A 21,318-nucleotide genomic window follows, 5' to 3' on the forward strand; every position below is an offset into this window, starting at 1 on the left:
ATCTTTAAAAATCGGATGGAAAGTCGCTATGGGTGTCGTCTCCGCACGCCTCTCAGAGCTCGGTATCGTATTGCCTACGATTGCGCCAGCCTCTGGGAATTACATATCGCATCGCATCGTTGGGAGCCTTCTCTTCGTATCAGGTCAGATACCAAGGATCGATGGCGTCGAGCATTATGTCGGTGTCGTCGGCAAAGACCTCTTGCCCGAAGATGGCTACAAGGCTGCCCGGCTTTGCGCACTGAATATCGTGGCACGCGTCAATGCGGCGCTGGAGGGAAATCTGGATCGTGTCGTTGCGTGCGTCCAGCTGCGCGGCTTCGTCAATGCACCGGCGGACTTCAAAGGACATCCCGCGGTCATCGATGGTGCGTCCGATCTTCTCGTCGAGATCTTTGGCGACAAGGGTCGCCATGTACGCACGGCGCTCGGTGCCGGTTCGCTGCCGCGCGGATCATCCGTCGAAGTCGATGCGATCTTCGAAATCGCACCTGAAGCCTGACAAAAAGGGGAACTGGCCATGAACGAGACCAGCATTTCGGAAAAAGCCATCTCCATGAGCGGCGTCAACAAGTGGTACGGCCACCTGCAGGTGCTGAAGGGGATCAACCTTGAAGTCGGGCGCGGCGAGCATATCGTGCTTTGCGGCCCATCCGGATCCGGTAAGTCGACGCTGATCCGCTGCATCAACCATCTGGAGGAAATCCAGGAAGGCAGCATCGCCGTCAACGGCACGACGCTCAGCCAGAAGGGCTCCAATGCCGACCACATCCGCCGCGATGTCGGCATGGTGTTCCAGCAGTTCAATCTCTTCCCGCATTTGACGGTATTGCAGAACTGCATGCTGGCGCAGCGCCGCGTGCGCAAGGCTTCCGCAGCAGAGGCAAAGGACAAGGCGATGCGCCATCTGGAACGGGTGCATATTGCCGAGCAGGCACAGAAATATCCCGCTCAGCTCTCCGGTGGCCAGCAGCAGCGCGTCGCAATCGCTCGGGCGCTTTGCATGGATCCACAGATCATGCTGTTCGATGAGCCGACATCGGCGCTCGATCCGGAAATGGTCAAGGAAGTGCTCGACACGATGATCTCGCTTGCAGACGATGGCATCACGATGATCTGCGTGACGCATGAAATGGGCTTTGCCCGCGCCGTGGCGCACCGCGTCATCTTCATGGATCGCGGAGAGATCATTGAAAGCGCCAAGCCGGATGTGTTCTTCAGCAATCCGAGCCATGAGCGTACCAAGACCTTCCTCAGCCAGATCCTCAATCACTGAGGGGCGGGTGATGAATTACACATTCGACTTCGCCCCCGTGTTTGCCGCCTGGCCGTCGCTGGTCGATGGCGTGATCGGTACTCTGAAGATGTCGTCGCTATCGATGATCTTCGGCCTGTCGCTCGGCATCGTCTTCATGATGATGCGGATGAGCAAGAAGCCGGCGCTGAAAGCAATCGCCGTCGGCTACATCGAGATGATCCGCAACACGCCGATCCTCGTGCAGGTGTTCTTCGTCTTCTTCGGCATGCCGGCGATCGGCATTCGCCTGAGCGGCGAACAGGCCGCAATCCTTGCAATGACGCTCAACTGTGCGGCCTATGCGGCCGAGATCGTCCGCGGCGGCGTCCAGTCCATTCGCCCCGGCCAGATCGAGGCGGGTAGGGCGCTCGGCATGCATGCGGTCGACATCTACCGCTTCATCGTGTTTCGCCCGGCGATCCGCGCTGTCTATCCGGCTCTGTGCAGCCAGTTCATCCTCATGATGTTGAACTCCAGCCTGATGTCATCGGTTTCCGCCGAAGAACTGACCTATTTCGCCCAGACGCTCGATGCCCAGACATTCCGCAGCTTCGAGATCTATCTGACGCTCGGCGTCATATACCTGGCGCTGTCGCAGTTCTTCTCCATCGCTCTCGGCGTGATCGGCCGGGTCTATTTCTCCTATCCGGCAAAGTGAGGCAGCGAGATGATCCGTCAATTCGGTTGGGGTGAGTTCCTCTTTCTGCTCGAAGGCGCACGCTGGACGGTTGTCCTGTCGCTGCTTGCCTTCACCCTCGGCGGCGCGCTCGGGCTTGCCGTGGCACTCGGGCGAACCAGCAAATGGGGCTGGCTGCGCATCCTGATGGCGACCTATATCCAGATCTTTCAGGGCACGCCGCTGCTGATCCAGCTCTTCTTCGTCTATTTCGGCCTGCCGCTTCTGGGGCTCAAAGTGGATATCTGGGTGGCGCTGACGATCGGCCTGTCCTTGCACACGAGCGCCTTTCTCGGCGAAATCTGGCGCGGCAGCATCCAGGCGGTGCCGGATGGTCAAAGCGAAGCGGCGCGAGCGCTCGGCATCGGCTACATGCACCGGATGATCGATGTGGTCCTGCCGCAAGCCTTCCGCATCGGCCTGCCGGCGACCATCAGCTTCCTCGTAAACCTGATCAAGGGCACGGCGCTCGCCGCCCTGCTTGGCCTCACCGAGCTTACCCGATCGGGGCAGCTGATGGCCAACATCACCTTTCAGCCGCTGCAGGTCTATGGGGCGGTCGCACTGATCTACTTCATCATCTGCGTACCCCTGACCTATTGCAGCGCAAAGATCGAAAGGCGCCTCAACGCCGCTCGGTAAAACAAGAACGCATGAAAAGAAACCAACCAGAGGTGACCACATGTTCAATACAGCATTGACCCTTGCGCGTTCGAAAGTCATGGGCGGGTTCGCCGCCGTGCTTCTGGCTGCGACCTCCTTTGCCACAACGGCTTTCGCCGTGACGCCGGAAGAGATCAAGGCCAAGGGTACTGCCACGATCGGTGTGCAGATGGATCAGTTTCCATGGGGCTTCATCGATCCCAAGGGCCAGAACGACGGGTTTGACATCGAGATCGCCAAGCTGATCGGCAAAGAACTCGGCGTCGAGGTGAAGTTCGAGCGCATCACCGGCCAGAACCGCATTCCGCTGCTGGTCAACGGCAATGTCGATTTCCTCGTGCCGTCCATGACGATCACCGAGGAACGCGCCAAGGTGATCCAGTATGTCATTCCCTACTCGTCGAACGACATCACCGTCTGGGGTAAGAAGGACGCGGCCATAAAGGCCAATGAGGATCTCGGCAAATACGTGATCGGCGTCAATCGCGGCAGCGCCTTCGATCCGCTTCTCGTCAAGGTCGCCCCGCCGAATACGCAGATCAAGCGTTTTGATGATGACGCGACGACGGTTCAGTCGCTGCTGTCCGGCCAGGTCGACGCTATCGTCGGCAGCATTACCTACGGCCTCGTCATCAAGCAGGCTGGTTATGATGCGCAGTTCGAGCGCAAGTACAAGGTTGCCGACAACTTTCAGGGCATGGCAGTTCGCAAGGGCGACCAGGAAATGCTCGCCTTCCTCACCGATTTCGTGACCCGTCACACCGCTGACGGCACGCTCGACGCGCTCTACAAGAAGTGGATCGGCGTCGATCGCGCAAAACTCCCGACCACGCTGCCGGGCGTCGACTTTACAGGCAAGCAGTAACATCTCGATCCAGCGCGACCGCTGAAGGCCGCCGCGCCGGACAGAAAACATCAACAACTGAAGAGCTCTTGGCCCCCGCCTGTTCGCGCGGGCGGGGACAGGTCGCTGCACGCCGAAAAACGGGTTTTCGGGCAGCACGCAACAACAGCTCGCTTATGGAGCATGAGACAGACAATGGCGAAAGATGGCAAGCAGATCAGGGTCGGTGTCGATATCGGTGGCACCTTCACCGACGTTGCGATGGAGGTAGGCATCACGCTCCATTCGATCAAAGTGCTGACCGACTATTCCTATCCCGAAAATGCGATCGTCAAGGGCATTCGGCAGGTCGCCGAAGTCGCCGGTGTCGAGCTTTCCGAAATCGATACGATCATTCACGGCACGACGCTCGCCACCAATGCGCTGATCGAGCGGCGCGGCGCCCGCACCGCCTTCATCACCACCAAGGGCTTTCGCGACGTCATCGAAATGCGCACCGAAAGCCGTTTCGAACAGTATGATCTTGATATCGTTCTGCCGGCGCCGCTCGTGCCGCGCAACGAACGGTTTGTCGTCGATGAACGTATCGGCGCCGATGGTCTCGTGCTGAAGCCGCTTGATCTCGATGAGGTCGATGCCCTGTGCGATCACATCATCGCCGCCGGCTATGAGAGCGTCGCCATCGGCTTCATTCACTCCTATCTGAACGGCACGCACGAGAAGATCGTGAGAGACCGGCTTCTCGCCAAGAAGGCAGACATTTCGGTTTCGATCTCCTCTGAAGTTTCGCCGCAGATGCGCGAGTTCCAGCGTTTCAACACCGTCTGCGCCAATGCTTTCGTCAAGCCGCTGATGGCGTCCTATCTGAATCGCCTCGTCGGTCGCCTGACCGAAGAGGGCACGCGTTGCCCGGTCTTCATGATCCACTCGGGCGGCGGCATCATCAGCGTTGAAAGCGCCATCGAATTTCCGGTACGCCTGCTTGAATCCGGCCCGGCCGGCGGCGCGATCTTCGCAGCCCATATCGCCAGCAGCTATGGTCTCGATCAGGTGCTCTCCTACGACATGGGTGGCACCACGGCAAAAATCTGCCTGATCGAAAAGCAGACGCCGAAAACCTCAAAGACCTTCGAAGTGGCACGTACCTGGCGCTTCAAGAAGGGCAGCGGCATGCCGATCTCTATTCCCGTCATCGAAATGGTGGAAATCGGCGCAGGCGGCGGCTCGATCGCAACGATCGACAGCATGCGCCAGATCCGCGTCGGCCCGCATAGTGCTGGCTCCGAACCGGGTCCGGCCTGCTACGGCCGCGGTGGCGCAAACGCGACCGTCACCGATGCCGACCTCATCCTTGGCCGTCTGGATGCCGACGAGTTTGCCGGCGGCGCGATGAAGCTCGACCGCCCGGCATCTGACAAGGCGATAGATACGGATCTTGCCTCCAAGCTCGATACCGATATCGCCACAGCCGCCTATGGCCTCAGCGAGGTGGTCGACGAAAACATGAGCAATGCGGCACGCATGCACGCCGTGGAAAACGGCAAGGAACTCTCCGAGTTCACCATGATCGCCTTCGGCGGTGCTGCCCCCATCCACGCCGCGCGCCTTTGCGAAAAGCTCGGCATGGCCGAACTTCTGATCCCGCCGGGCGCGGGTGTCGGCTCGGCTATCGGCTTCCTGCGAGCACCCTTCGGTTTCGAAAGCGTTCGCAGCGCTTATAGCCGCCTCAGCCGCTTCGATGCGGCCGCGATCAACCATACGGTGTCTGAGCTGATCGCGGAAGCGACATCCTTCGTGCGCTCCGGCGCGCCAGATGCCGATCCGGATCTCGAATGCATCGCCTACATGCGCTACGTCGGTCAGGGCTGGGAAGTGCCGGTGACGATCGAAGTTCGTGACTATGCGGATGCCGATGGCGACCTGTTCCGCAAACTGTTCGACGAGCAATACGAACACTTCTTCGGTCGCGTCATCGACGGGCTCGATGTCGAGATCGTCAGCTGGTCGCTGCGGGCCACATCCAAGGTCGCGCCGCCGGAGCGGATCGGAAAGACGGCAAAGGCCGGCGCGGCAAAGGTTCGTGGCACACGCGACATCTTCGATGTGCAGGAAGGCAGCTTCCAGAATGCTTCGATCGTCGACCGCACAGACATGAAACCGGGCGATTTCGTCTCGGGGCCTGCCGTGATCACCGAACGCGAAACCTCGACCATCATCACCGCCAGCCGCGAAGTCATCATGCAGGCCGATGGCTGCCTGCTCGTACGCGTCAAGCAGAGCGCTTGAACGGAGGATACTATCCATGAAAACCAATGCACTTTCCGACGTTCACATGCAGATCATGTGGAACCGGCTGATCTCCGTCGTTGAAGAGCAGGCCGTCACCCTCATCCGCACGGCATTCTCCACCAGCGTGCGTGAATCGGGCGACTTGTCCGCCGGCGTCTTCAACCGCGGCGGCCTGATGATCGCCCAGGCGGTCACCGGCACGCCCGGCCATGTCAACGCGATGGCGGAAGCCGTCGGTCACTTCATCCGCGATATCGGGCCTGAAAACATTTTCGAAGGCGATGTCTTTATCACCAACGATCCATGGAAGGGCACCGGCCACCTGCACGACTTCACCGTCGTTTCGCCGAGCTTCCGCAACGGCGCGCTTGTCGGTTATTTCGCCTGCACGGCACACGTGGTCGATGTCGGTGGTCGCGGTTTCGGGCCGGATGCGAACGAGGTCTATGAAGAGGGTATCTTCGTTCCGATCATGAAATTTGCCGAGCGCGGCAAGGTCAACAAGGATCTCGTCAACATCCTGCACAACAATGTGCGTGAGAGCCATCAGGTGGTCGGTGACGTCTATTCGCTGGCCGCCTGCAACGAGATCGGCCATCGCCGGCTGATGGACATGATGGAAGAGTTCGAGCTCGACGATCTGGAGACGCTCGGCGAATTCATTTTCAAGCGCAGTTATGACGCCACGATCGAGCGAATTGCTGCCTTACCGAAGGGCTCCTATTCCAACACGATGCGGGTCGATGGTTACGGTTCACCGATCGATATCGCGGTACGTCTAGATGTCGAAGGCGATCATATTCTCGCTGATTTTGACGGGACCTCGCCGCCGAGCCCGAAGGGCATCAATTGCCCGATCATCTATTCGGCAGCTTATGCATGCTACGGCATGAAGGTCGCGATCGCACCCGATATTCCAAATAACCACTATTCGCTCCTGCCGTTCCGCGTCGTGGCACCGAAGAATTGCATCCTGAATGCCCAGCATCCGGCGCCTGTCTCGGTGCGCCACGTACTTGGCCATCTGGTGCCCGATGCAGTGCTCGGCGCCGTGCACAAGATGTTGCCGGGCAAGGTGCCGGCGGAAGGTGCTGGCGCGCTGTGGAACCTGCATGTCAGCGTTCGCCCGCTTCAGGGCGACAAGGCTCCGGCTGATGGCGGCCAGCGTGCCGAGGTTCTGCTGTTCAACAGCGGTGGCTCCGGCGCACGCCCGACGCTCGACGGCATGAGCGCAACGGCATTCCCGAGCGGCGTGCATTCGATGTCGATCGAGGCGACAGAACATGTCGGTCCGGTCATCTTCTGGCGCAAGGAACTGCGCGACGGGTCCGGCGGTGCCGGCCAGTTCCGCGGCGGTCTCGGTCAGGTGGTGGAAATCTCGCCGACCGAGGGTCACGAGATGCACTTCAACGCCATGTTCGACCGTGTCGATCATCCCCCGCGCGGTCGCGAAGGTGGTGAAAACGGTGCCGCCGGTGCCGTGATGCTGGATGACGGAACCCGTCTCGCTTCCAAGGGTCGCCAGCATGTTCCGGCCGGTCGCAGGCTAATCCTGCAGCTTCCGGGCGGCGGCGGTTACGGGTCGGCTGACAAACGGGATGTCGCTGCGGCAGAACGCGATATCGCCTTTGACTACGTCGCTTCGAAATAACTCTCCCAAGAGTGTCGGGCGAGGCAGAGGCCCCGCCCGGTTTCGATCAAGTCAAATCCTCCAGGGAAGCCGAAAATGAGTTTCGAGAACCGCCGTGCCGCGGGCATCAAGTCGTCTCCGAGCATGGCGATTGCCATGGCGGCAAAGAAGCTGGCATCAGAAGGTCACGACATTATCGACCTGTCGCTCGGCGAGCCGGATTTCGAACCGCCGCCGCATGTTGCGGAAGCGGCCGTCGAAGCGATCCGCAAGGGCGGTATCCGCTATGGCGCGCCCGCGGGAATGGAAAGCCTGCGTCAGGCGATCGTGAAGAAGTTCAAGACGGAAAACGGACTGGATTATTCCACCGACGAGGTGATGGTTGCCAATGGCGCCAAGCAGATCCTGTTCGACGTGTTTCTCGCAACGCTGGAAGCGGGCGATGAAGTCATCATTCCCACACCTTGCTGGGTATCCTACGGAGACATCGTCTCGCTGCATGGGGGCACACCGGTCTATCTGACCTGCGGTGCGGATGCCGGTTTCAAGTTATCGGCCGAGCAGCTCGAAGCAGCGATCACGCCGAAGACCAGATGGCTGATGCTGAATTCTCCGTCCAATCCGACAGGAGCGATCTATTCCGGCGAAGAATATCGCAAGCTTGCAGATGTGCTGGCGCGCCATCCGCGTGTGCTCATCGTCTCCGACGAGATCTACGAGCATGTGCTGTTGAACGACACGCCCTTTGTCTCCTTCGGCGAGGCCTGCCCGCAGTTGCGGGACCGGACGCTGATCGTCAACGGCGTCTCCAAGGCTTACGCCATGACGGGTTGGCGGCTGGGTTATGCCGCCGGTCCGAAAGCGCTGATTTCGACGCTCAACAAGATGCAGTCGCAAAGCGTCTCATGCGTGTCGCCGGTCGCTCAGGCGGCAGCAATCGCGGCCCTCACCGGAGATCAGACTTTTGTCAGCGAGGGTGCCCGAACATTTGCCGGGCGCGCGAAGATCGTGGCCGGCCGGCTGGCCGAGATCGAGGGTATCGATTTCATAGCGCCCGATGGAGCCTTCTACGCCTTCATCGGCGTGCAGCGGCTGATGGGCCGCAAGACCGCCGAAGGAGACGTTCTCGGCGACGATACGGCGTTTGCTGCGCATCTGCTGCAGACATTCGGCCTGTCGAGTGTGCCGGGGGCTGCGTTTGCTGCGCCCGGCTTTATTCGACTATCGATCGCGGCATCCGAACCTGAACTCGAAAGTGCCTGCGAAAGGCTGGCCAATATGGTGCGCTCGCTCAAACCTTGAGACGCAAATCCCCCGGATGGCGCAGATTGTGAAATAGTGGGCATGCCGCCCTTGATTGGTGTGGCGTAGCGTTGGGAAAGAGGAAAGCTGACGCCGGGACATGGTGATGCCTCTGAATGAAGCGGGGACGGCGACGGAGGAGGATACACCGCTCCCGCGAACCGATAGTTCAGGCTGCGATGCCCATCACGCCTGGAACCTTCGGGATTAACAGTTTGGCCTCCGACGCGGCGACAATCTGTTCGACTGTCACGCCCGGCGCTGTCTCGAGAAGCACAAGGCCTTCTTCTGTTGGCTGGATGACGCCCATCTCCGTGACAATCAGGTCAACGCGGCGAACGGATGTCAGCGGCAAGGTGCATCTCTTCAGGATCTTGGATTCGCCTTTGGCGGTATGCGTCATCGCAACGATGACGCGCTTGGCGCCGGATACGAGATCCATTGCGCCGCCCATGCCCGGCACGATCTTGCCGGGCACCATCCAGTTGGCAAGGTGTCCTTCTTCGTCGACCTGAAGCCCCCCCAGCACAGTGACATCGAGATGGCCGCCGCGAACCAGTGCGAAGGACATGGCGCTGTCGAAGGCACAGGCTCCCGGCAGGGCGCCTGCAGGCGTCCCTCCGGCGTCCGTGAGATTGCTTCCGGCAAGACCCGGATCAGGCAAGGCGCTCATGCCGATAATGCCGTTTTCCGACTGGAACGAAACGTCGAGCCCAGCAGGCAGGTAGGAGGCGACCATGGTGGGCAAGCCGATCCCGAGATTGACGAGCGTGCCGGCCTTGAGTTCCTGAGCAACCCGCCTCGCGATGATCTCTTTCTCGTTCATAACGAGGCTCCCTTTGCAATCAGCAAGTCAACAAGAACATGCGGCGTAACGACGGCATCGGGCTCGATGCAGCCAACCGGCACGATTTCGTCCGGCTCCGCGATAACGATTTCAGCAGCCATGGCCATCAGCGGATTGAAATTACGCGATGTCAGCGAATAACGGAGGTTCCCGGAGTAATCAGCGCTGCGTGCCTTGATCAAGGCGAAGTCAGCCTTGAGCGCCGTTTCCAACAGATAGGGGATACCGTTGATTTCGATCGTTTCCTTGCCGATCGCTGCATCCGTGCCGACACCGGTTGGAGTCAACACGCCGCCAAGCCCGGAACCTCCGGCGCGTACCCGCTCGGCGAGCGTGCCCTGCGGAACCAGTTCGACTTCGATCACACCGCTGATCAACTGCTTTTGCGTGATAGGATTGGTGCCGATGTGGCTGACGATGGCCTTTTTCACCAGCCCGGCGTCGATCAGCTTGCCAACGCCCACATTCGGGCGCGCTGTATCGTTGGCGATGAGCGTCAGATCCTTCTTTCCCTGACGCACCAGTTCATCGACAAGATCCTGAGGCGTCCCAATGCCGACGAAGCCACCGATCATCAGGACGGCTCCATCCGGTATCCGTCGCACGGCTTCCTCGGCGGTATTCACCTTATACATTTTTGAGACCTTTGATTTCTAAAGAGCTGAAGCTTTGCTGCCGTGCTGGAACGCCCGCCCGAGGCAGCGCCTTGCGCACTTTCGAACAGGCACATTCCAGCAGAGGGCCGACTGCTGCCAGCCTGGCCCTCTCCCGCTGGATTACCGGGTGCCCGGCATTGGATAGTCGGCATCGTTCAAAACCCAGCCGGGCTTAAGCGAAAAGTCCAAGCGCGGCGGGCAGAAGATATCGACCAGATCGTTGTTGCCGTCGCTGCTGGCCCGCGTCGTGTGAATGACCGGAGGCGGGATGACGAGCACCGATGGCGAGCCGACATCAATCGCCTTGTCCTCGCGCCAATCGGCCATATCGGTCGTCCAGGCCCAGCGCAGGTAGTGTGTAAAGCTCCCGCCCAATGCCAGCGAGCACTGTTCGAAATCGTCGTGATGATGCGGCGACATCTTTGCCGGATCGCGCGGTCCGACCTGGGACGGAAGGGCATTCACCATGAATGTCGTGCAGCGGAAGATTCGCCCGAAACGACCCGGCTCATCGGGAACGTTCAGCGAATACTGGCGTACTTTCCACCCACCCACGGGTTCCGGCCAGGGCTCGAATGCGGGGATGTGCTGGCGCGGCACATCGTAAGCGTCGGCATTGGGGCATGCCTTGACCAGATCCTTCGAGGCCGTGGTGAAAAGCCGTGCGAGCTTGCCGCCAGACGGCAGGACGATCCGGCTGTCGCCCGGCGGTATGAAGGTGACGGAATAACCCGCAACCTCGACCTTCTGACCACCCCACTCGACGATCGCCCTGTCGGCCGGATTGGCAAGATAAAGAACGTATTCGTCAGCTTGTCCCTTGCGCTCCAGGGTCGCCCCGTCCCTCGTTTCGGAATAAGCGAGGACGAAATTACAACCCCTGACATACCAGGTGCGGCTTCCATTATGCTCATCCTGCGGTGGCGTATCATAGAAGGTCACCAGTTGCTCTTCTGCAACCAAACCCGTTGCCGGCGGCTTTGCCGCCGCGGCGAAGAGATCTGCGCGCGGATCCTTGTCGTTGTACATGTTTCACTCCTTCTCGGTTTTTGCTGTGATCATCATCTGGGTGGCGGATTTGCGCAGAAGCGCCTGATCGGAGCCGCAGACGAAGACGGTCACGCCAAGGGCGTGCCATTTGGCGATATGGGCGGGATCGCCGACGAACAGGCCGATTGCGATGCCCGCCTTCTTGCCGGCTGCGATGATCTGGTCGATGGCGGCATCCAGTTCCGGCGAGGGATAACTGACCCCCATCGATTGCGAGAGGTCTGCCGGCCCGATGAACAGTAGATCGACATCCGGCTCGCCGGCGATCTCATCGAGATGATCGAGCGCCGACTTGTCCTCGATCTGCACCATAACGACACTCTCCGCGTCGCATTTGACACGATAGTCGGCGATGCCGATGCCACCGTAATTGCCGGCCCGTGGTGATGGCGAAAGGCCACGTTTCCCACGAGAGAAACGCACTGCATCGCAGACGGCACGGGCACCTTCGGCATTCAGCACGTGCGGCACCATCACTCCGGCAAGTCCGAGGTCGAGCAGCGGAGAGATCCAGTCGACCGAGGCACCCCAGCGACGGGACAGGAGCGGCAGGCCGATCGCCTTGCCGGCAAGTGCCAGCATGTCTACCTGGGCGATGCCGATCGGCGCATGTTCCTGGTCGATCACCGCAAAATCCAGTTTCGCATGACCAAGGATTTCTATCACATGCGGGGAAGGCGTCTTGATGAACGACCCGACAAGCAGCTCACCTGCGTGGATCCGTGTTCGCAAATTCGAAGTCATTTTTCCTCCTGAAGTCTACGCGCGATTGGCCAGGCAATTCTCGATAACAAGAGCGATCCCCTGCCCACCGCCGATGCACATGGTGACGAGACCGTAGCGGCCGCCGATGCGCTCCAGTTCATAAAGAGCCTTGACCGTCAGGATGACGCCGGTCGCGCCCAGCGGATGCCCGAGCGCGATTGCACCGCCATTCGGATTGACCTTTTCGAGAGGCAGACCGAGCAGCCGGTTCACGGCAATCGCCTGCGCGGCGAATGCCTCGTTTGATTCGATCACGTCGATCTGCGCGAGATCGAGGCCCGCGCGCTGCAGCGCCAGCGGAACGGCATGAGCCGGGCCGATACCCATGATTTCCGGCGGAACGCCGGCAACGGCCCACGAGAGCAATTTTCCACGCGGACGAAGATTTCGGGCAGCAACTTCTGCGCCGCTTGCCAGCACGACGGCTGCAGCACCATCATTGATGCCGCTCGCATTACCGGCAGTCACCGTACCGTCCTTGCGAAAGGTCGGTCGCAGAGATGAAAGGCCTTCGAGCGTCGTATCCGCGCGGGGATGCTCGTCTTGCGTGACGATCTGCTCCCCTTTCCGGGTCTTGACCGTGACCGGAACGATCTGAGACGCGAACCGCTGCCCGGCGATCGCGCGCACTGCCTTCTGCTGGCTGTCGAGTGCGAAGACATCCTGCTCGCTGCGGCCGATATCGTATTTGGCAGCAATGTTTTCCGCCGTGATGCCCATTCCCCCACAGCCAAACGGATCGGTAAGCGATCCGAGCAACCAATCGGTCAGCCCGGCATCCCCCATCTTCTGGCCCTTGCGCAGGCTGTCGATCGAATAGGGGGCACGGCTCATGACTTCGGAGCCTACGGCGAGCGAGAGCCTGCTTTCGCCGGCCCGGATCATCGAAGCTGCCGTTGCGATTGCCTGGGCGCCGGAGCCGCAGAGCCGGTTAAGCGTGAGGCCCGGTGCAGAGGCAGGCAAGCCGCTTTCCATGCCGATCACGCGCCCGAGGTAAAGATCGCGAGGCGAGTTCGGAATGACATTGCCGGCGACGGCATTGTCGAGATCGGCAGCGGCAACACCCGAGCGTTCAACCGCTGATTTTGCGGCAATCACGCCGAGTTCCGCCGGTGTAAAGGTGCTCAATGCCCCCCCGAACGTACCGATCGCGGTACGGGCCCCATCGAGAATGAATATGTCCTGTTCCATTTTTAACTCCAATCAGAGGTGACGAGGCAGGCTCGTTCCAAATGTATCCTTGCCGACGTCATCGGCCTCTCGCCCATGCTCCGTCCTCAACCAGAGACAGCGGGTCGGCGGGATAAAGCGATTTGTCCGTGGGAAGCCTGGCGATCTCGAGCACCTGTTTCGCCCAGAGCGACAGATGGGTCTGGCGATCCTCCTCGCTCATGCGTGGTGCGCCGTAGCAAACGAAGGATGGCGCGACTTCGAAGCCCATATATTCCAGCGCACCGCGCTTGATCGGGCGCAGGAGTTGTTCAATCGGTCCATAAACGCCATCGTCGCTGAAACGGGCGGGTGTTCCGCCTGTGGTCACCGACAGGATCGCATGCCTGCCGCGAAAGAGGCCGGTGTCAAATCGATAACCGTCCACATAGGCGAAGCCATAGGCCAGAACCCGGTCGAGCCAGCCCTTTAGGATGGCGGGCGGCCCTCCCCACCAGAGCGGGAATTGAAAGATGACGACATCGGCGGCAGCAAGCTTGGCCTGTTCGCGTGCTATGTCGGGCGCGAAGGATTTGGTGCGAACCGCATTGGTCTGTTCGTTCTGATAGTGCAGGTGATCGGCATCCGCACGGGCGGTGAAATCGCCAGGTCCGGAGGAGGCGCCGAAATTTTCGGCATAAAGATCCGAAACCACGACATCATGTCCGGCGGAACGCAGCGCAGCGGCGGCGCTTTCGGTCAACGCATGATTGAAGGACCGTTGTTCAGGGTGAGCGGTAACGATCAGGATGTTTCGATTCTGAATTGTCATGGTGGTCACGCATTTCAGCTGAGATGTTGAGGTTCCGGGTGTCGCGCACTACCGCCCCCCAACGGCCTGGGGCCGTTGGGAATTTCAGATTGCGTTTGACGGTATTGTTAAGGGTTGGCTTCGTTTGGCTGTCCGCTCGGCGCGACGGGCGTCGCATCGACTTTTCCATCCGTCGTGGTCAGATCCCGGCCGTTGGTCTCCGGCAGGATTGCGACGGCTAGCAACACGAAGACGTAAGCGGACATTGCCGTCACACCCATTGCGCTGTGCAAGGGCAGCAGTTCAGCGGATGCCAGCATGCCGACGATGGCCGGGTAGAAGGCACCCACGGCTCTGCCGAAATTGTAGCTGAAAGCCTGCCCGTTCGCACGGATGAGACTGGGGAACAACTCGGTGAAATAAGGGCCAAGTGCACTGTAGATACCGAGCAGCGAGAAGCCGAGCAGGAAGATGAGCAGCAGCGACACCGCACCCATTTCCGGCACGAACAGGAACACCGGTATGATGATCCAGTTCAGGATGGTGAAGACGAAGAAGCTGAGTCGGCGGCCGATGGAATCGCAGAGATAAGCAGCGACGATATAGCCGACGAACGATCCGAAGGTCAGTACGAAGACATAGTAACCGACTTCGACCGAGGTGAGGTGATAGTTGCTCTTGAGGAACGACGGCAGCCACATGACGATCGAGAATGCGCCGCCCTGTACCCCCAGAGCAAGCAGCGAGCACAGGATCGTCGTCTTCAGGTAACGCGGTGCGAAGATGACCAACGGATTGACACGTTCGCCACGGGCGTGCTGTTCCTTCTTGGCTTTCAGGAAGACTTCCGGTTCCTCCACGCCGCGCAGTGCCCAGAAAACCCAGACGGCAGGAAGTGCGCCGATCCAGAACATCCAGCGCCAGGCCTCGGACGGTTCGATCGTGGCGAAGAGCACCGAAGACAGGATGGCCGCAAAGCCGTATCCGAGTGCATAGGCGCTCTGGACGCTACCGACGGCCTTGCCGCGATAGGCAGGGCGAATGACTTCACCCATGAGAACTGCGCCTGCTGCCCATTCGCCACCGAAGCCGAGGCCGGAGAGAATGCGGGCAATCAAAAGGTGCTCATAGGAATCGGCAAAGCCGCTTGCGATGGTAAATACGGTGAACCATGCGATGGCGATCTTCATGACCTTCACGCGACCGATGCGATCACAAAGAATGCCGGCGACCCAACCACCGACTGAAGAGGAGATCAAAGCGGATGTGCCGAGCCAGCCGGCTTCGGCATTGGTAATCGACCAGAACGCAACAAGTGTCGGAATAAGAAAGCTGAAGAGCTGTGTGTCGAGCGCATCGGTCGCCCAACCGGCAAAGCAAGCATAGAACGTCTTTCGTTCTTTGCTGTTAAGCTCGTGATACCATTGTAACATTTTTTCCTCCAGAAAAGCTGCTTCGGATTCCCGGTCCGGAGCAGACAGCGCTAATAGTTTTGAAATGCGCTTTCAGGCCTACCTTTTGGCTTGATAGCAAGTATCAAATGGTCAGCCGGTGAGGCCGAGGACATTCGCCGCATTGGTCGCCACCATTTCGTGGATCTGGCTGTCGGAATAGCCAAGCTTGATGCAGGCGAGAACGCCATTTCGGAAACCTTCAATCGGTGTGAATGTGCCGACTTGTCCGAGATCAGAACACAAGATTGTCCGATCTACGCCAACGATATCGATATGAGCCTTAAGCTCTTCTTCCTTGCGCGTCTGGAACTTCGAACCGTTCAGGAAGAAGGCGAGCGAATGCTCTACATAGGCCCCCATTCCGGCGAGTTCGCGGGCGTCTTCCAGGGACGCACCGACGATGTCTTCCGGATGAGTGAATATGAGGTGTTCTACGCCCCGCTTTATAGCCTCCGCGAATATCACCTTTGTCTCTGAGACGTGGATGTGGCCGCTGGCTAAGGCCATGCCAGTTGCTGCAACGACATCGAGAACATCAATTACTGGTTCGAGAAGCTTGCCGTCGCTGTCGAAAAGCGGAACCGCGGTCGCTGGGCGGATTTTCTGCGTCGATGCAGGATGAACCCAGCCCGATGATTTTTCCCATTTAAGATGGTTTTCGGCGGCAAGTGTCGGCAACCATACAATTTTCCCGCCCATGGCAGCGGTGTGCTCGACCGCATAAGGATTGAAGCCACCCACCACGTTATTCAGTACGATGCCTGAATAAACCTTTGTCGAAAGTTCGGGGTGATGCTTGCGGATCATCTCCGTTGGCACGACGCCGGAGTAGTCGTGATCCTTGGTGACGGCCGCAATGAAGCCCGCATCCGAGAGTTGTCTGGCCAGTTCCAGATGATCGACAGCCCGAGCTGCGATCGATGGGCCGCTGTGAACATGCGGGTCGACGCCCCCGCGCAATATCTCATCGACACGGGCGTCAAGTTCCGAGGTCCTTGAGGCAATTTCAGCCATTTATATTCCTCCATTCTCCTCTGGCGGCATCTTCACGTCACCAGCTCGATTTCCGTTATTCCAAGACGGACCTCCAGAAGAGGGATGCCATTCCATCAATCACGGCACCGCATTCTTTTGTTCCGCTGAAAGAAACGTTGTTCTGATTTATTTGCTTTCCGCGATCATTCGTCAAGCGGTTGGTTGGGGACGGCTTGCGCGTCAAACGGACGCGGCGGTCAATATTTCTGGGATTTAAACGCCGATAGAAGGCTTGCTGTTTCGCAAGCGGAAAGCCAAATACCTTGATTTCTCAGAACTTTGTTCTTACCAGTTTATGTTCGCGAATGAGCGGTTACGCCCGTGGACGAAATTGCGCACGAGTGTTTTGCGGCGTCTTGGGAGGGAATGAATTTTCTGAAAGACGCTCCAGCAGAGCGTTCCGGAATGGAAAAATGGCAGGCTGCTATTGTTTCAGACTCGACCAGAAATCTCGGATGCCTGGATTTAGCATGCTTCGGAAGCACAAAGCGGCTCCGATTATTTTATGGACGTTTGGATGAGTTTTAAAGGTGTAACGGCAGATGACTGATACTGAAGACAAAAATTCAGATGGCCTCCAGTCCGTCATCCTTACGATGAATATTATCGAGCAGGTCGTCCGCACTCCCAAGGGTGTAGGTGTGACCAGCCTCGCCAATACGCTAGGGACAAGCAAAAGCCGTATCCACCGCCATCTCCAGACGCTTGTTCAGCAGGGATATGTATTTCAGCAGGATGATTCCGAACGATATGAATTAGGCTCCAAGCTGCTATCTCTCGGCCAATCCGTTTTCGACAATATGGGTCTTATTCGTGCCTCCAACGATCCGCTTCTCGATCTTCGGGATGCGCTGGGCCACTCTGCTGTCGCATCGCAACTGACGCCGGAAGGCATGCTTGTCATTGCGACCGTTCCTGGGCGGGCTTCGATTGAAATCGGGGTTCGGGTCGGATCGATCCTGTCATTTCACGGGTCTGCTCAGGGCAAAGTCGCAACTGCCTTTTCCTCGCAGGCTTTTCAGGCGCGTGTATTACGAAACCGGCTTGAGCTTTTCACCCCTGAGACAATCGTTTCGCCGACCGTGCTGGCGCAAGAATACGAAATCATCCGGCGGCAGGGCTGGGCTGTCGCGCCCAATCAGGCCGCTCTCGGTTTGAACACGCTCGCCAGCCCGATATTCAACGCAGCAGGCATGGTCTGTGGCGCTGTGGGCATCGTCGACATGATCCAGTTCCTCGGCGAGGTTCCATCAGAAGAACATATCGAAAAGACGAAGAGCACCGCCGTGCGAATTTCGCGGCTTCTGGGGTATTCGGGGTAACAGACTGCCTGGCCCGGCATAACCGATGTGAAGCCGGGTGGTCATGATTTCGCGAACACCCACGGGTGAACAATTCAAGGCGGTCCAAGCCCGGTGCTTTCTCAAGGATGGCGTGCCCGCTCACAACAAGCGAGCGATGCTGTTTCGCCGGTACGGATCATATCTCCGCCAAAATTCAAGCATGAGACGACCTGTCGGCGCAGAGCGTTCAAATTCCGGCAAACCGTAAGAGAGAGCTGTATCTCCCCGCAGCCAAATCCGCTGAGCTATTTAAGAGCAACGCAGGTCGATCAAGCCACGATGAGCGGAAATTGCTTTTCGCATTGCGGGAATGGTGTCGTTTCCCTCGCGAAACAGGTTGATGACGATCGCCGCTGCCAACTCTGCCTCAGGACTTTGTTTTTCAACTTTTGCTTGATCAACCCATTCGCTGAAAGCAGCCTCAACAATGGCAAGTTCGGTCGGGCCGAACGTCTTTTCTAGAAATGTTGTCATGCTATGCATCTTGTCCTGATCGCCGGGGATGTGGGTCGGGGAGGTGGGTTCGTCAAGATCGTTCACGAACCTCTTTTCCCGTCTACCTCCAGGTTACCGCCAGCCTATCCATAGCTGAGCAAGGTTTTTGCATTGTCGCCTCAAGCTCGGAAGGCTAAACGCGTCGCCGTTCTCGTCGTGCGAGAGCTCAGATGAACGGATGTGCCAGGCGTACTAATCGCTCATCCGGCCAGCAGCAAAAATAACCGAGACGAGACCAGCTGCCAGGCTGACAGCGACAAGGCAGCTGGGTATTCCGGTGTCGAAATTGCGCAAGACCAAGCTTGCAACGATGAGGGATGCACCAACCGTCAATGTCCGGTTGCCGGTTACTTTCAGAATGTCTTTCATGGATCTCTCTGGGAAAACGAGTTTGTCGAGCGCGGGCGTGACGCCGACGACCAAGTTTGGCACTTGGTCTGTCGTCGTCAGGCAGCAATCGGCCTTGAGGATCTGAGATGGTCGCTGATCGCGGCCCTCAGTTCGCCAAGCGTTGCAAAACGCTGATCATCGAGATCGATGACATGAAACTTCACAGCTATAAAACGCAGCTTCCCGCTATCCGGAATAGCTATACCGACCGGCAACCCACCATGCTCAACGACTTGCTTCTGCATGTCCTTCACTCCAATCTCGCAATCTTTCCTCAATGTTCTCGGCCGTAATGGGCGCAATACACATCTGCATTCGCGAGTGAAGGTGGCATCGGGAAACGGAAGAACCTACAAACTGGCTGGTTTTGGCTTGGCCTGCAGTGATGAAGTTTTTCATGTCCGACTTCCATTCGTTCTGTATTCGATTTCTGTAAATTACCGGATCATGTTGCGCGCAACGAGGCAAATTAATCTATCTTTCTGGTAGATTTTGGATGAGCTTTCGCCGACGCAACGTGACCGCCCGCCTATCTTCTACAAGCGTTAGAAACGTATGAGGCGGTTATGATCCAGACGCTTGTCATTCCGGGTTTGAATGGCTCTTCCGATGAGCATTGGCAGCGACACTGGGTACGCGAGCAAGTATCCGCGTCGGTCGTGGAACAAGAGAACTGGACCTGTCCGGTTCTTGCGCATTGGCAGGCGAAGCTCGATGAGGCGCTGTCGAACACCGATGGCGCCTTTCTCGTTGCACACAGTCTCGGTTGCCTCCTTGCAGCAAGCTATGCCAGCCGCCGTGGGGCAGGCCTTATCCGTGGCGCGCTACTGGTCGCTCCTTGTTCGCTGGAAACAACCATGCAGATGCATCCCTGTATGATTGAATTTGGTGCCGAACCGCTCGAGCATCTTCCCTTTCCAAGTCTCGTTGTCGGTAGCCTCAACGATCCCTACATGAGCGTCCCGCAGTTGGAACGTCATGTGAAAGCCTGGGGAAGCGATCTGGTGACGATCGGGTTTTCCGGCCACATCAATGTTGCAAGCGGTTTTGGGCGCTGGCCTGAAGGATATGAATTCTTTGAGCGGCTGGTGCGGCGTTCTCTATTGAGGGAGCAGTGGGCATCCCCCACCGCGTCGCCATCTGGACAGCTCGTCGAGGCTTTAGGCCGAAGCTATAGATAATCGGCATGCCTGCTTTCAGCATCCGGCGATCGCCTGTTCAGAATTGGCCGTTCGGCCTGGGAAGCCTGCCATTGAGGTGAAAGTCGCCGATGGCGTGATATTTCCAGCGTACCGGATCATGAACCGTGTGGGTTCGTGCATTTCGCCAGTGGCGATCGAGATTGAAATCCTCGCCTGTCGCGGACGTTCCTGCAAGCTCGAAAAGCGCGTTGGCGGCCTCGAGCGCGGCTTCGGTCGTCAGGATTTTGGCAGTTGCCACGGCCAGAGAGGCATCCGAGGCTGCGGATGCAGACGGAGATACCTGGGCTACGTCCACTTTTCGGCCAGCGCGCTCGATCATTGCTGCCGCCGCTTCGATCTTGACGGCGATCGATCCCGTTTTTGCGATCGCCAGAGGGTCGGTGCTCGTGCTTTCGATGTCGAGATTTCGATTGCCCCGTGATCTGGTCTGAACGAAATCGATCATGTCGGCAAAGGCCGCACGGGCAATGCCGAGATCGACGGCTGCGTGCAGCAACTGGCCAAGCGATCCCAGCGTTGCCGGTTGTTCGAGAGCCCTGTCGTGAGCGATAACGGAATCTGCCGATACATACATGTTGTCGATGATCACGGAGCCACTTGCCGTCGTCCTTTGGCCGAAGCCTGCCCAATCATCGATGATAGTCAGCCCCTCGGTGTCGCGAGGGACTATCGCCATGACAAGATGCTCACGATCGTCCTGCGCGAAGACGGCAATCCAGTCGGCAAACAAGGCGCCGGTGGAGTAATATTTCTGGCCGGAAATACGATAACCGATCCCATCCGGCACGAGGCGGGTGGTTATCAGTCCTGCCGCCTCGGTATTTCTTTCGGCAAGGGCGTTGGCAAAGTGATCGCCTGCCAATGCCCTGATGAAGAAATACCGCTTCTGCTCTTCTGTACCGGCAAGGCGGAGTATCTCAAGGATTTGGAAATGGCTCTGGGGGATCTGCCCGATGGAACTGTCCGCCTCGGACAGGATCGCCAGCACTTCGGCCAGAAACGGGTTCGAGATATCGGCTCCGCCATATTCAGCCGGAACCGTGATGCCCAGAATGCCGGATTGAGCGACACGCTCCAGTTCGTGATGGGGTAGGATACGTTGCCGGTCACGACGGCTGGCGCCGCTGCGAATTTCATTCGCTAGGGCTTTTGCAACCTCAATCGCTTCATCTTCAGTTCTTATATAAGGGGAAACGGCCCTGAGCGTTCCTGCCAAGTTGATGACCTTGCTCATCGCACCCTCCTGCACAAGGGCGATATTCAGCCATGGTCCTCATCGCGATAGAAGGAACAAAGCATTAAATAACGCGACTAGCGGAGCGTTTTTTTCTCTCAGTACTGCACCAGGAAGTTTATCAGTCATGCAAACCTTCTTGCGGTCACTTGTACGAAGCCGCGCTGAGTTTTGCGAACCCCGCTC

Annotated in this window: 22 protein-coding genes; 10 read left to right on the forward strand and 12 right to left on the reverse strand. The window is 58.5% G+C overall.

The window, feature by feature from the left end; all coding sequences use genetic code 11:
* Positions 1 to 28: 28 nt before the first annotated feature.
* The 8 genes from MRBLMR1_RS27665 (at position 29) to MRBLMR1_RS27700 (ending at position 8,701) form a co-directional block, all read left to right on the forward strand.
* Positions 29 to 502, forward strand: a complete 474-nt coding sequence (locus MRBLMR1_RS27665; RefSeq protein ID WP_148144568.1) for a RidA family protein — start codon at positions 29 to 31, stop codon at positions 500 to 502.
* Between the two features lie 18 nt (positions 503 to 520).
* Complete coding sequence (locus MRBLMR1_RS27670) at positions 521 to 1,276, forward strand: amino acid ABC transporter ATP-binding protein (protein WP_148144569.1); 756 nt, start codon at positions 521 to 523, stop codon at positions 1,274 to 1,276.
* Between the two features lie 10 nt (positions 1,277 to 1,286).
* A complete protein-coding gene (locus tag MRBLMR1_RS27675) occupies positions 1,287 to 1,955 on the forward strand; it encodes an amino acid ABC transporter permease (protein WP_148144570.1) in 669 nt (222 codons plus the stop codon).
* A gap of 9 nt (positions 1,956 to 1,964) precedes the next feature.
* Positions 1,965 to 2,615 carry an amino acid ABC transporter permease gene (locus MRBLMR1_RS27680; RefSeq protein ID WP_148144571.1) on the forward strand — a complete coding sequence of 217 codons (651 nt, stop codon included), beginning with the start codon at positions 1,965 to 1,967 and terminating at the stop codon, positions 2,613 to 2,615.
* Between the two features lie 40 nt (positions 2,616 to 2,655).
* A complete protein-coding gene (locus tag MRBLMR1_RS27685) occupies positions 2,656 to 3,501 on the forward strand; it encodes a transporter substrate-binding domain-containing protein (RefSeq protein ID WP_148144572.1) in 846 nt (281 codons plus the stop codon).
* A gap of 174 nt (positions 3,502 to 3,675) precedes the next feature.
* The gene (locus MRBLMR1_RS27690; protein ID WP_500066999.1) at positions 3,676 to 5,766 is read left to right on the forward strand and encodes a hydantoinase/oxoprolinase family protein; all 2,091 of its coding nucleotides are present in this window, start codon (positions 3,676 to 3,678) and stop codon (positions 5,764 to 5,766) included.
* 16 nt (positions 5,767 to 5,782) lie between these two features.
* Complete coding sequence (locus MRBLMR1_RS27695; RefSeq protein WP_148144574.1) at positions 5,783 to 7,420, forward strand: hydantoinase B/oxoprolinase family protein; 1,638 nt, start codon at positions 5,783 to 5,785, stop codon at positions 7,418 to 7,420.
* 75 nt (positions 7,421 to 7,495) lie between these two features.
* Entirely contained in the window at positions 7,496 to 8,701 is a 1,206-nt protein-coding gene (locus MRBLMR1_RS27700; RefSeq protein WP_500067000.1) for a pyridoxal phosphate-dependent aminotransferase, read from the forward strand.
* 169 nt (positions 8,702 to 8,870) lie between these two features.
* Here the strand turns inward: MRBLMR1_RS27700 and MRBLMR1_RS27705 are convergent, their stop codons facing one another.
* From MRBLMR1_RS27705 to MRBLMR1_RS27740, 8 genes are all read right to left on the reverse strand, one after another.
* On the reverse strand, positions 8,871 to 9,527 hold the full coding sequence (locus MRBLMR1_RS27705; protein ID WP_500067001.1) for a 3-oxoacid CoA-transferase subunit B: 657 nt from the start codon (positions 9,525 to 9,527) through the stop codon (positions 8,871 to 8,873).
* Positions 9,524 to 10,183: a CoA transferase subunit A gene (locus MRBLMR1_RS27710; RefSeq protein ID WP_500067002.1), complete on the reverse strand. Its 660-nt coding sequence runs from the start codon at positions 10,181 to 10,183 to the stop codon at positions 9,524 to 9,526. Before MRBLMR1_RS27710 ends, MRBLMR1_RS27705 begins: the two co-directional genes overlap by 4 nt.
* A gap of 141 nt (positions 10,184 to 10,324) precedes the next feature.
* Positions 10,325 to 11,233 carry a cupin domain-containing protein gene (locus MRBLMR1_RS27715; protein ID WP_500067003.1) on the reverse strand — a complete coding sequence of 303 codons (909 nt, stop codon included), beginning with the start codon at positions 11,231 to 11,233 and terminating at the stop codon, positions 10,325 to 10,327.
* Between the two features lie 3 nt (positions 11,234 to 11,236).
* Positions 11,237 to 11,998, reverse strand: coding sequence for an HpcH/HpaI aldolase family protein (locus tag MRBLMR1_RS27720; RefSeq protein ID WP_206827235.1), 762 nt, complete (start codon positions 11,996 to 11,998; stop codon positions 11,237 to 11,239).
* A 15-nt stretch (positions 11,999 to 12,013) separates the two neighbouring features.
* On the reverse strand, positions 12,014 to 13,210 hold the full coding sequence (locus tag MRBLMR1_RS27725; protein WP_500067004.1) for an acetyl-CoA C-acyltransferase: 1,197 nt from the start codon (positions 13,208 to 13,210) through the stop codon (positions 12,014 to 12,016).
* Between the two features lie 58 nt (positions 13,211 to 13,268).
* Positions 13,269 to 14,000, reverse strand: a complete 732-nt coding sequence (locus MRBLMR1_RS27730) for an NAD(P)H-dependent oxidoreductase (protein WP_148144581.1) — start codon at positions 13,998 to 14,000, stop codon at positions 13,269 to 13,271.
* Between the two features lie 107 nt (positions 14,001 to 14,107).
* Positions 14,108 to 15,412 (reverse strand): MFS transporter, encoded by a 1,305-nt coding sequence (locus MRBLMR1_RS27735; RefSeq protein ID WP_404945479.1) that lies wholly within the window; start codon positions 15,410 to 15,412, stop codon positions 14,108 to 14,110.
* Between the two features lie 111 nt (positions 15,413 to 15,523).
* Positions 15,524 to 16,447: a DUF6282 family protein gene (locus tag MRBLMR1_RS27740; protein ID WP_500067005.1), complete on the reverse strand. Its 924-nt coding sequence runs from the start codon at positions 16,445 to 16,447 to the stop codon at positions 15,524 to 15,526.
* 563 nt (positions 16,448 to 17,010) lie between these two features.
* Here MRBLMR1_RS27740 and MRBLMR1_RS27745 point away from each other — a divergent pair.
* Complete coding sequence (locus MRBLMR1_RS27745; protein WP_148144584.1) at positions 17,011 to 17,790, forward strand: IclR family transcriptional regulator; 780 nt, start codon at positions 17,011 to 17,013, stop codon at positions 17,788 to 17,790.
* Between the two features lie 270 nt (positions 17,791 to 18,060).
* Here the strand turns inward: MRBLMR1_RS27745 and MRBLMR1_RS27750 are convergent, their stop codons facing one another.
* From MRBLMR1_RS27750 to MRBLMR1_RS27760, 3 genes are all read right to left on the reverse strand, one after another.
* On the reverse strand, positions 18,061 to 18,351 hold the full coding sequence (locus tag MRBLMR1_RS27750; RefSeq protein ID WP_148144585.1) for a hypothetical protein: 291 nt from the start codon (positions 18,349 to 18,351) through the stop codon (positions 18,061 to 18,063).
* A 147-nt stretch (positions 18,352 to 18,498) separates the two neighbouring features.
* Positions 18,499 to 18,675, reverse strand: coding sequence for a hypothetical protein (locus MRBLMR1_RS27755; protein ID WP_500067006.1), 177 nt, complete (start codon positions 18,673 to 18,675; stop codon positions 18,499 to 18,501).
* A gap of 77 nt (positions 18,676 to 18,752) precedes the next feature.
* A complete protein-coding gene (locus tag MRBLMR1_RS27760) occupies positions 18,753 to 18,941 on the reverse strand; it encodes a hypothetical protein (RefSeq protein WP_148144586.1) in 189 nt (62 codons plus the stop codon).
* A gap of 321 nt (positions 18,942 to 19,262) precedes the next feature.
* On the opposite strand from MRBLMR1_RS27760, the gene MRBLMR1_RS27765 reads away from it, so the two are divergent.
* Positions 19,263 to 19,877 carry an RBBP9/YdeN family alpha/beta hydrolase gene (locus tag MRBLMR1_RS27765; RefSeq protein ID WP_500067007.1) on the forward strand — a complete coding sequence of 205 codons (615 nt, stop codon included), beginning with the start codon at positions 19,263 to 19,265 and terminating at the stop codon, positions 19,875 to 19,877.
* 37 nt (positions 19,878 to 19,914) lie between these two features.
* Here the strand turns inward: MRBLMR1_RS27765 and MRBLMR1_RS27770 are convergent, their stop codons facing one another.
* The gene (locus MRBLMR1_RS27770) at positions 19,915 to 21,132 is read right to left on the reverse strand and encodes an SfnB family sulfur acquisition oxidoreductase (protein ID WP_148144588.1); all 1,218 of its coding nucleotides are present in this window, start codon (positions 21,130 to 21,132) and stop codon (positions 19,915 to 19,917) included.
* Positions 21,133 to 21,318 lie beyond the last annotated feature (186 nt).

The sequence above is a fragment of the Neorhizobium sp. LMR1-1-1.1 genome, assembly GCF_040675795.1.
In the GTDB taxonomy this organism is placed as follows: Bacteria; Pseudomonadota; Alphaproteobacteria; order Rhizobiales; family Rhizobiaceae; genus Neorhizobium; species Neorhizobium cellulosilyticum.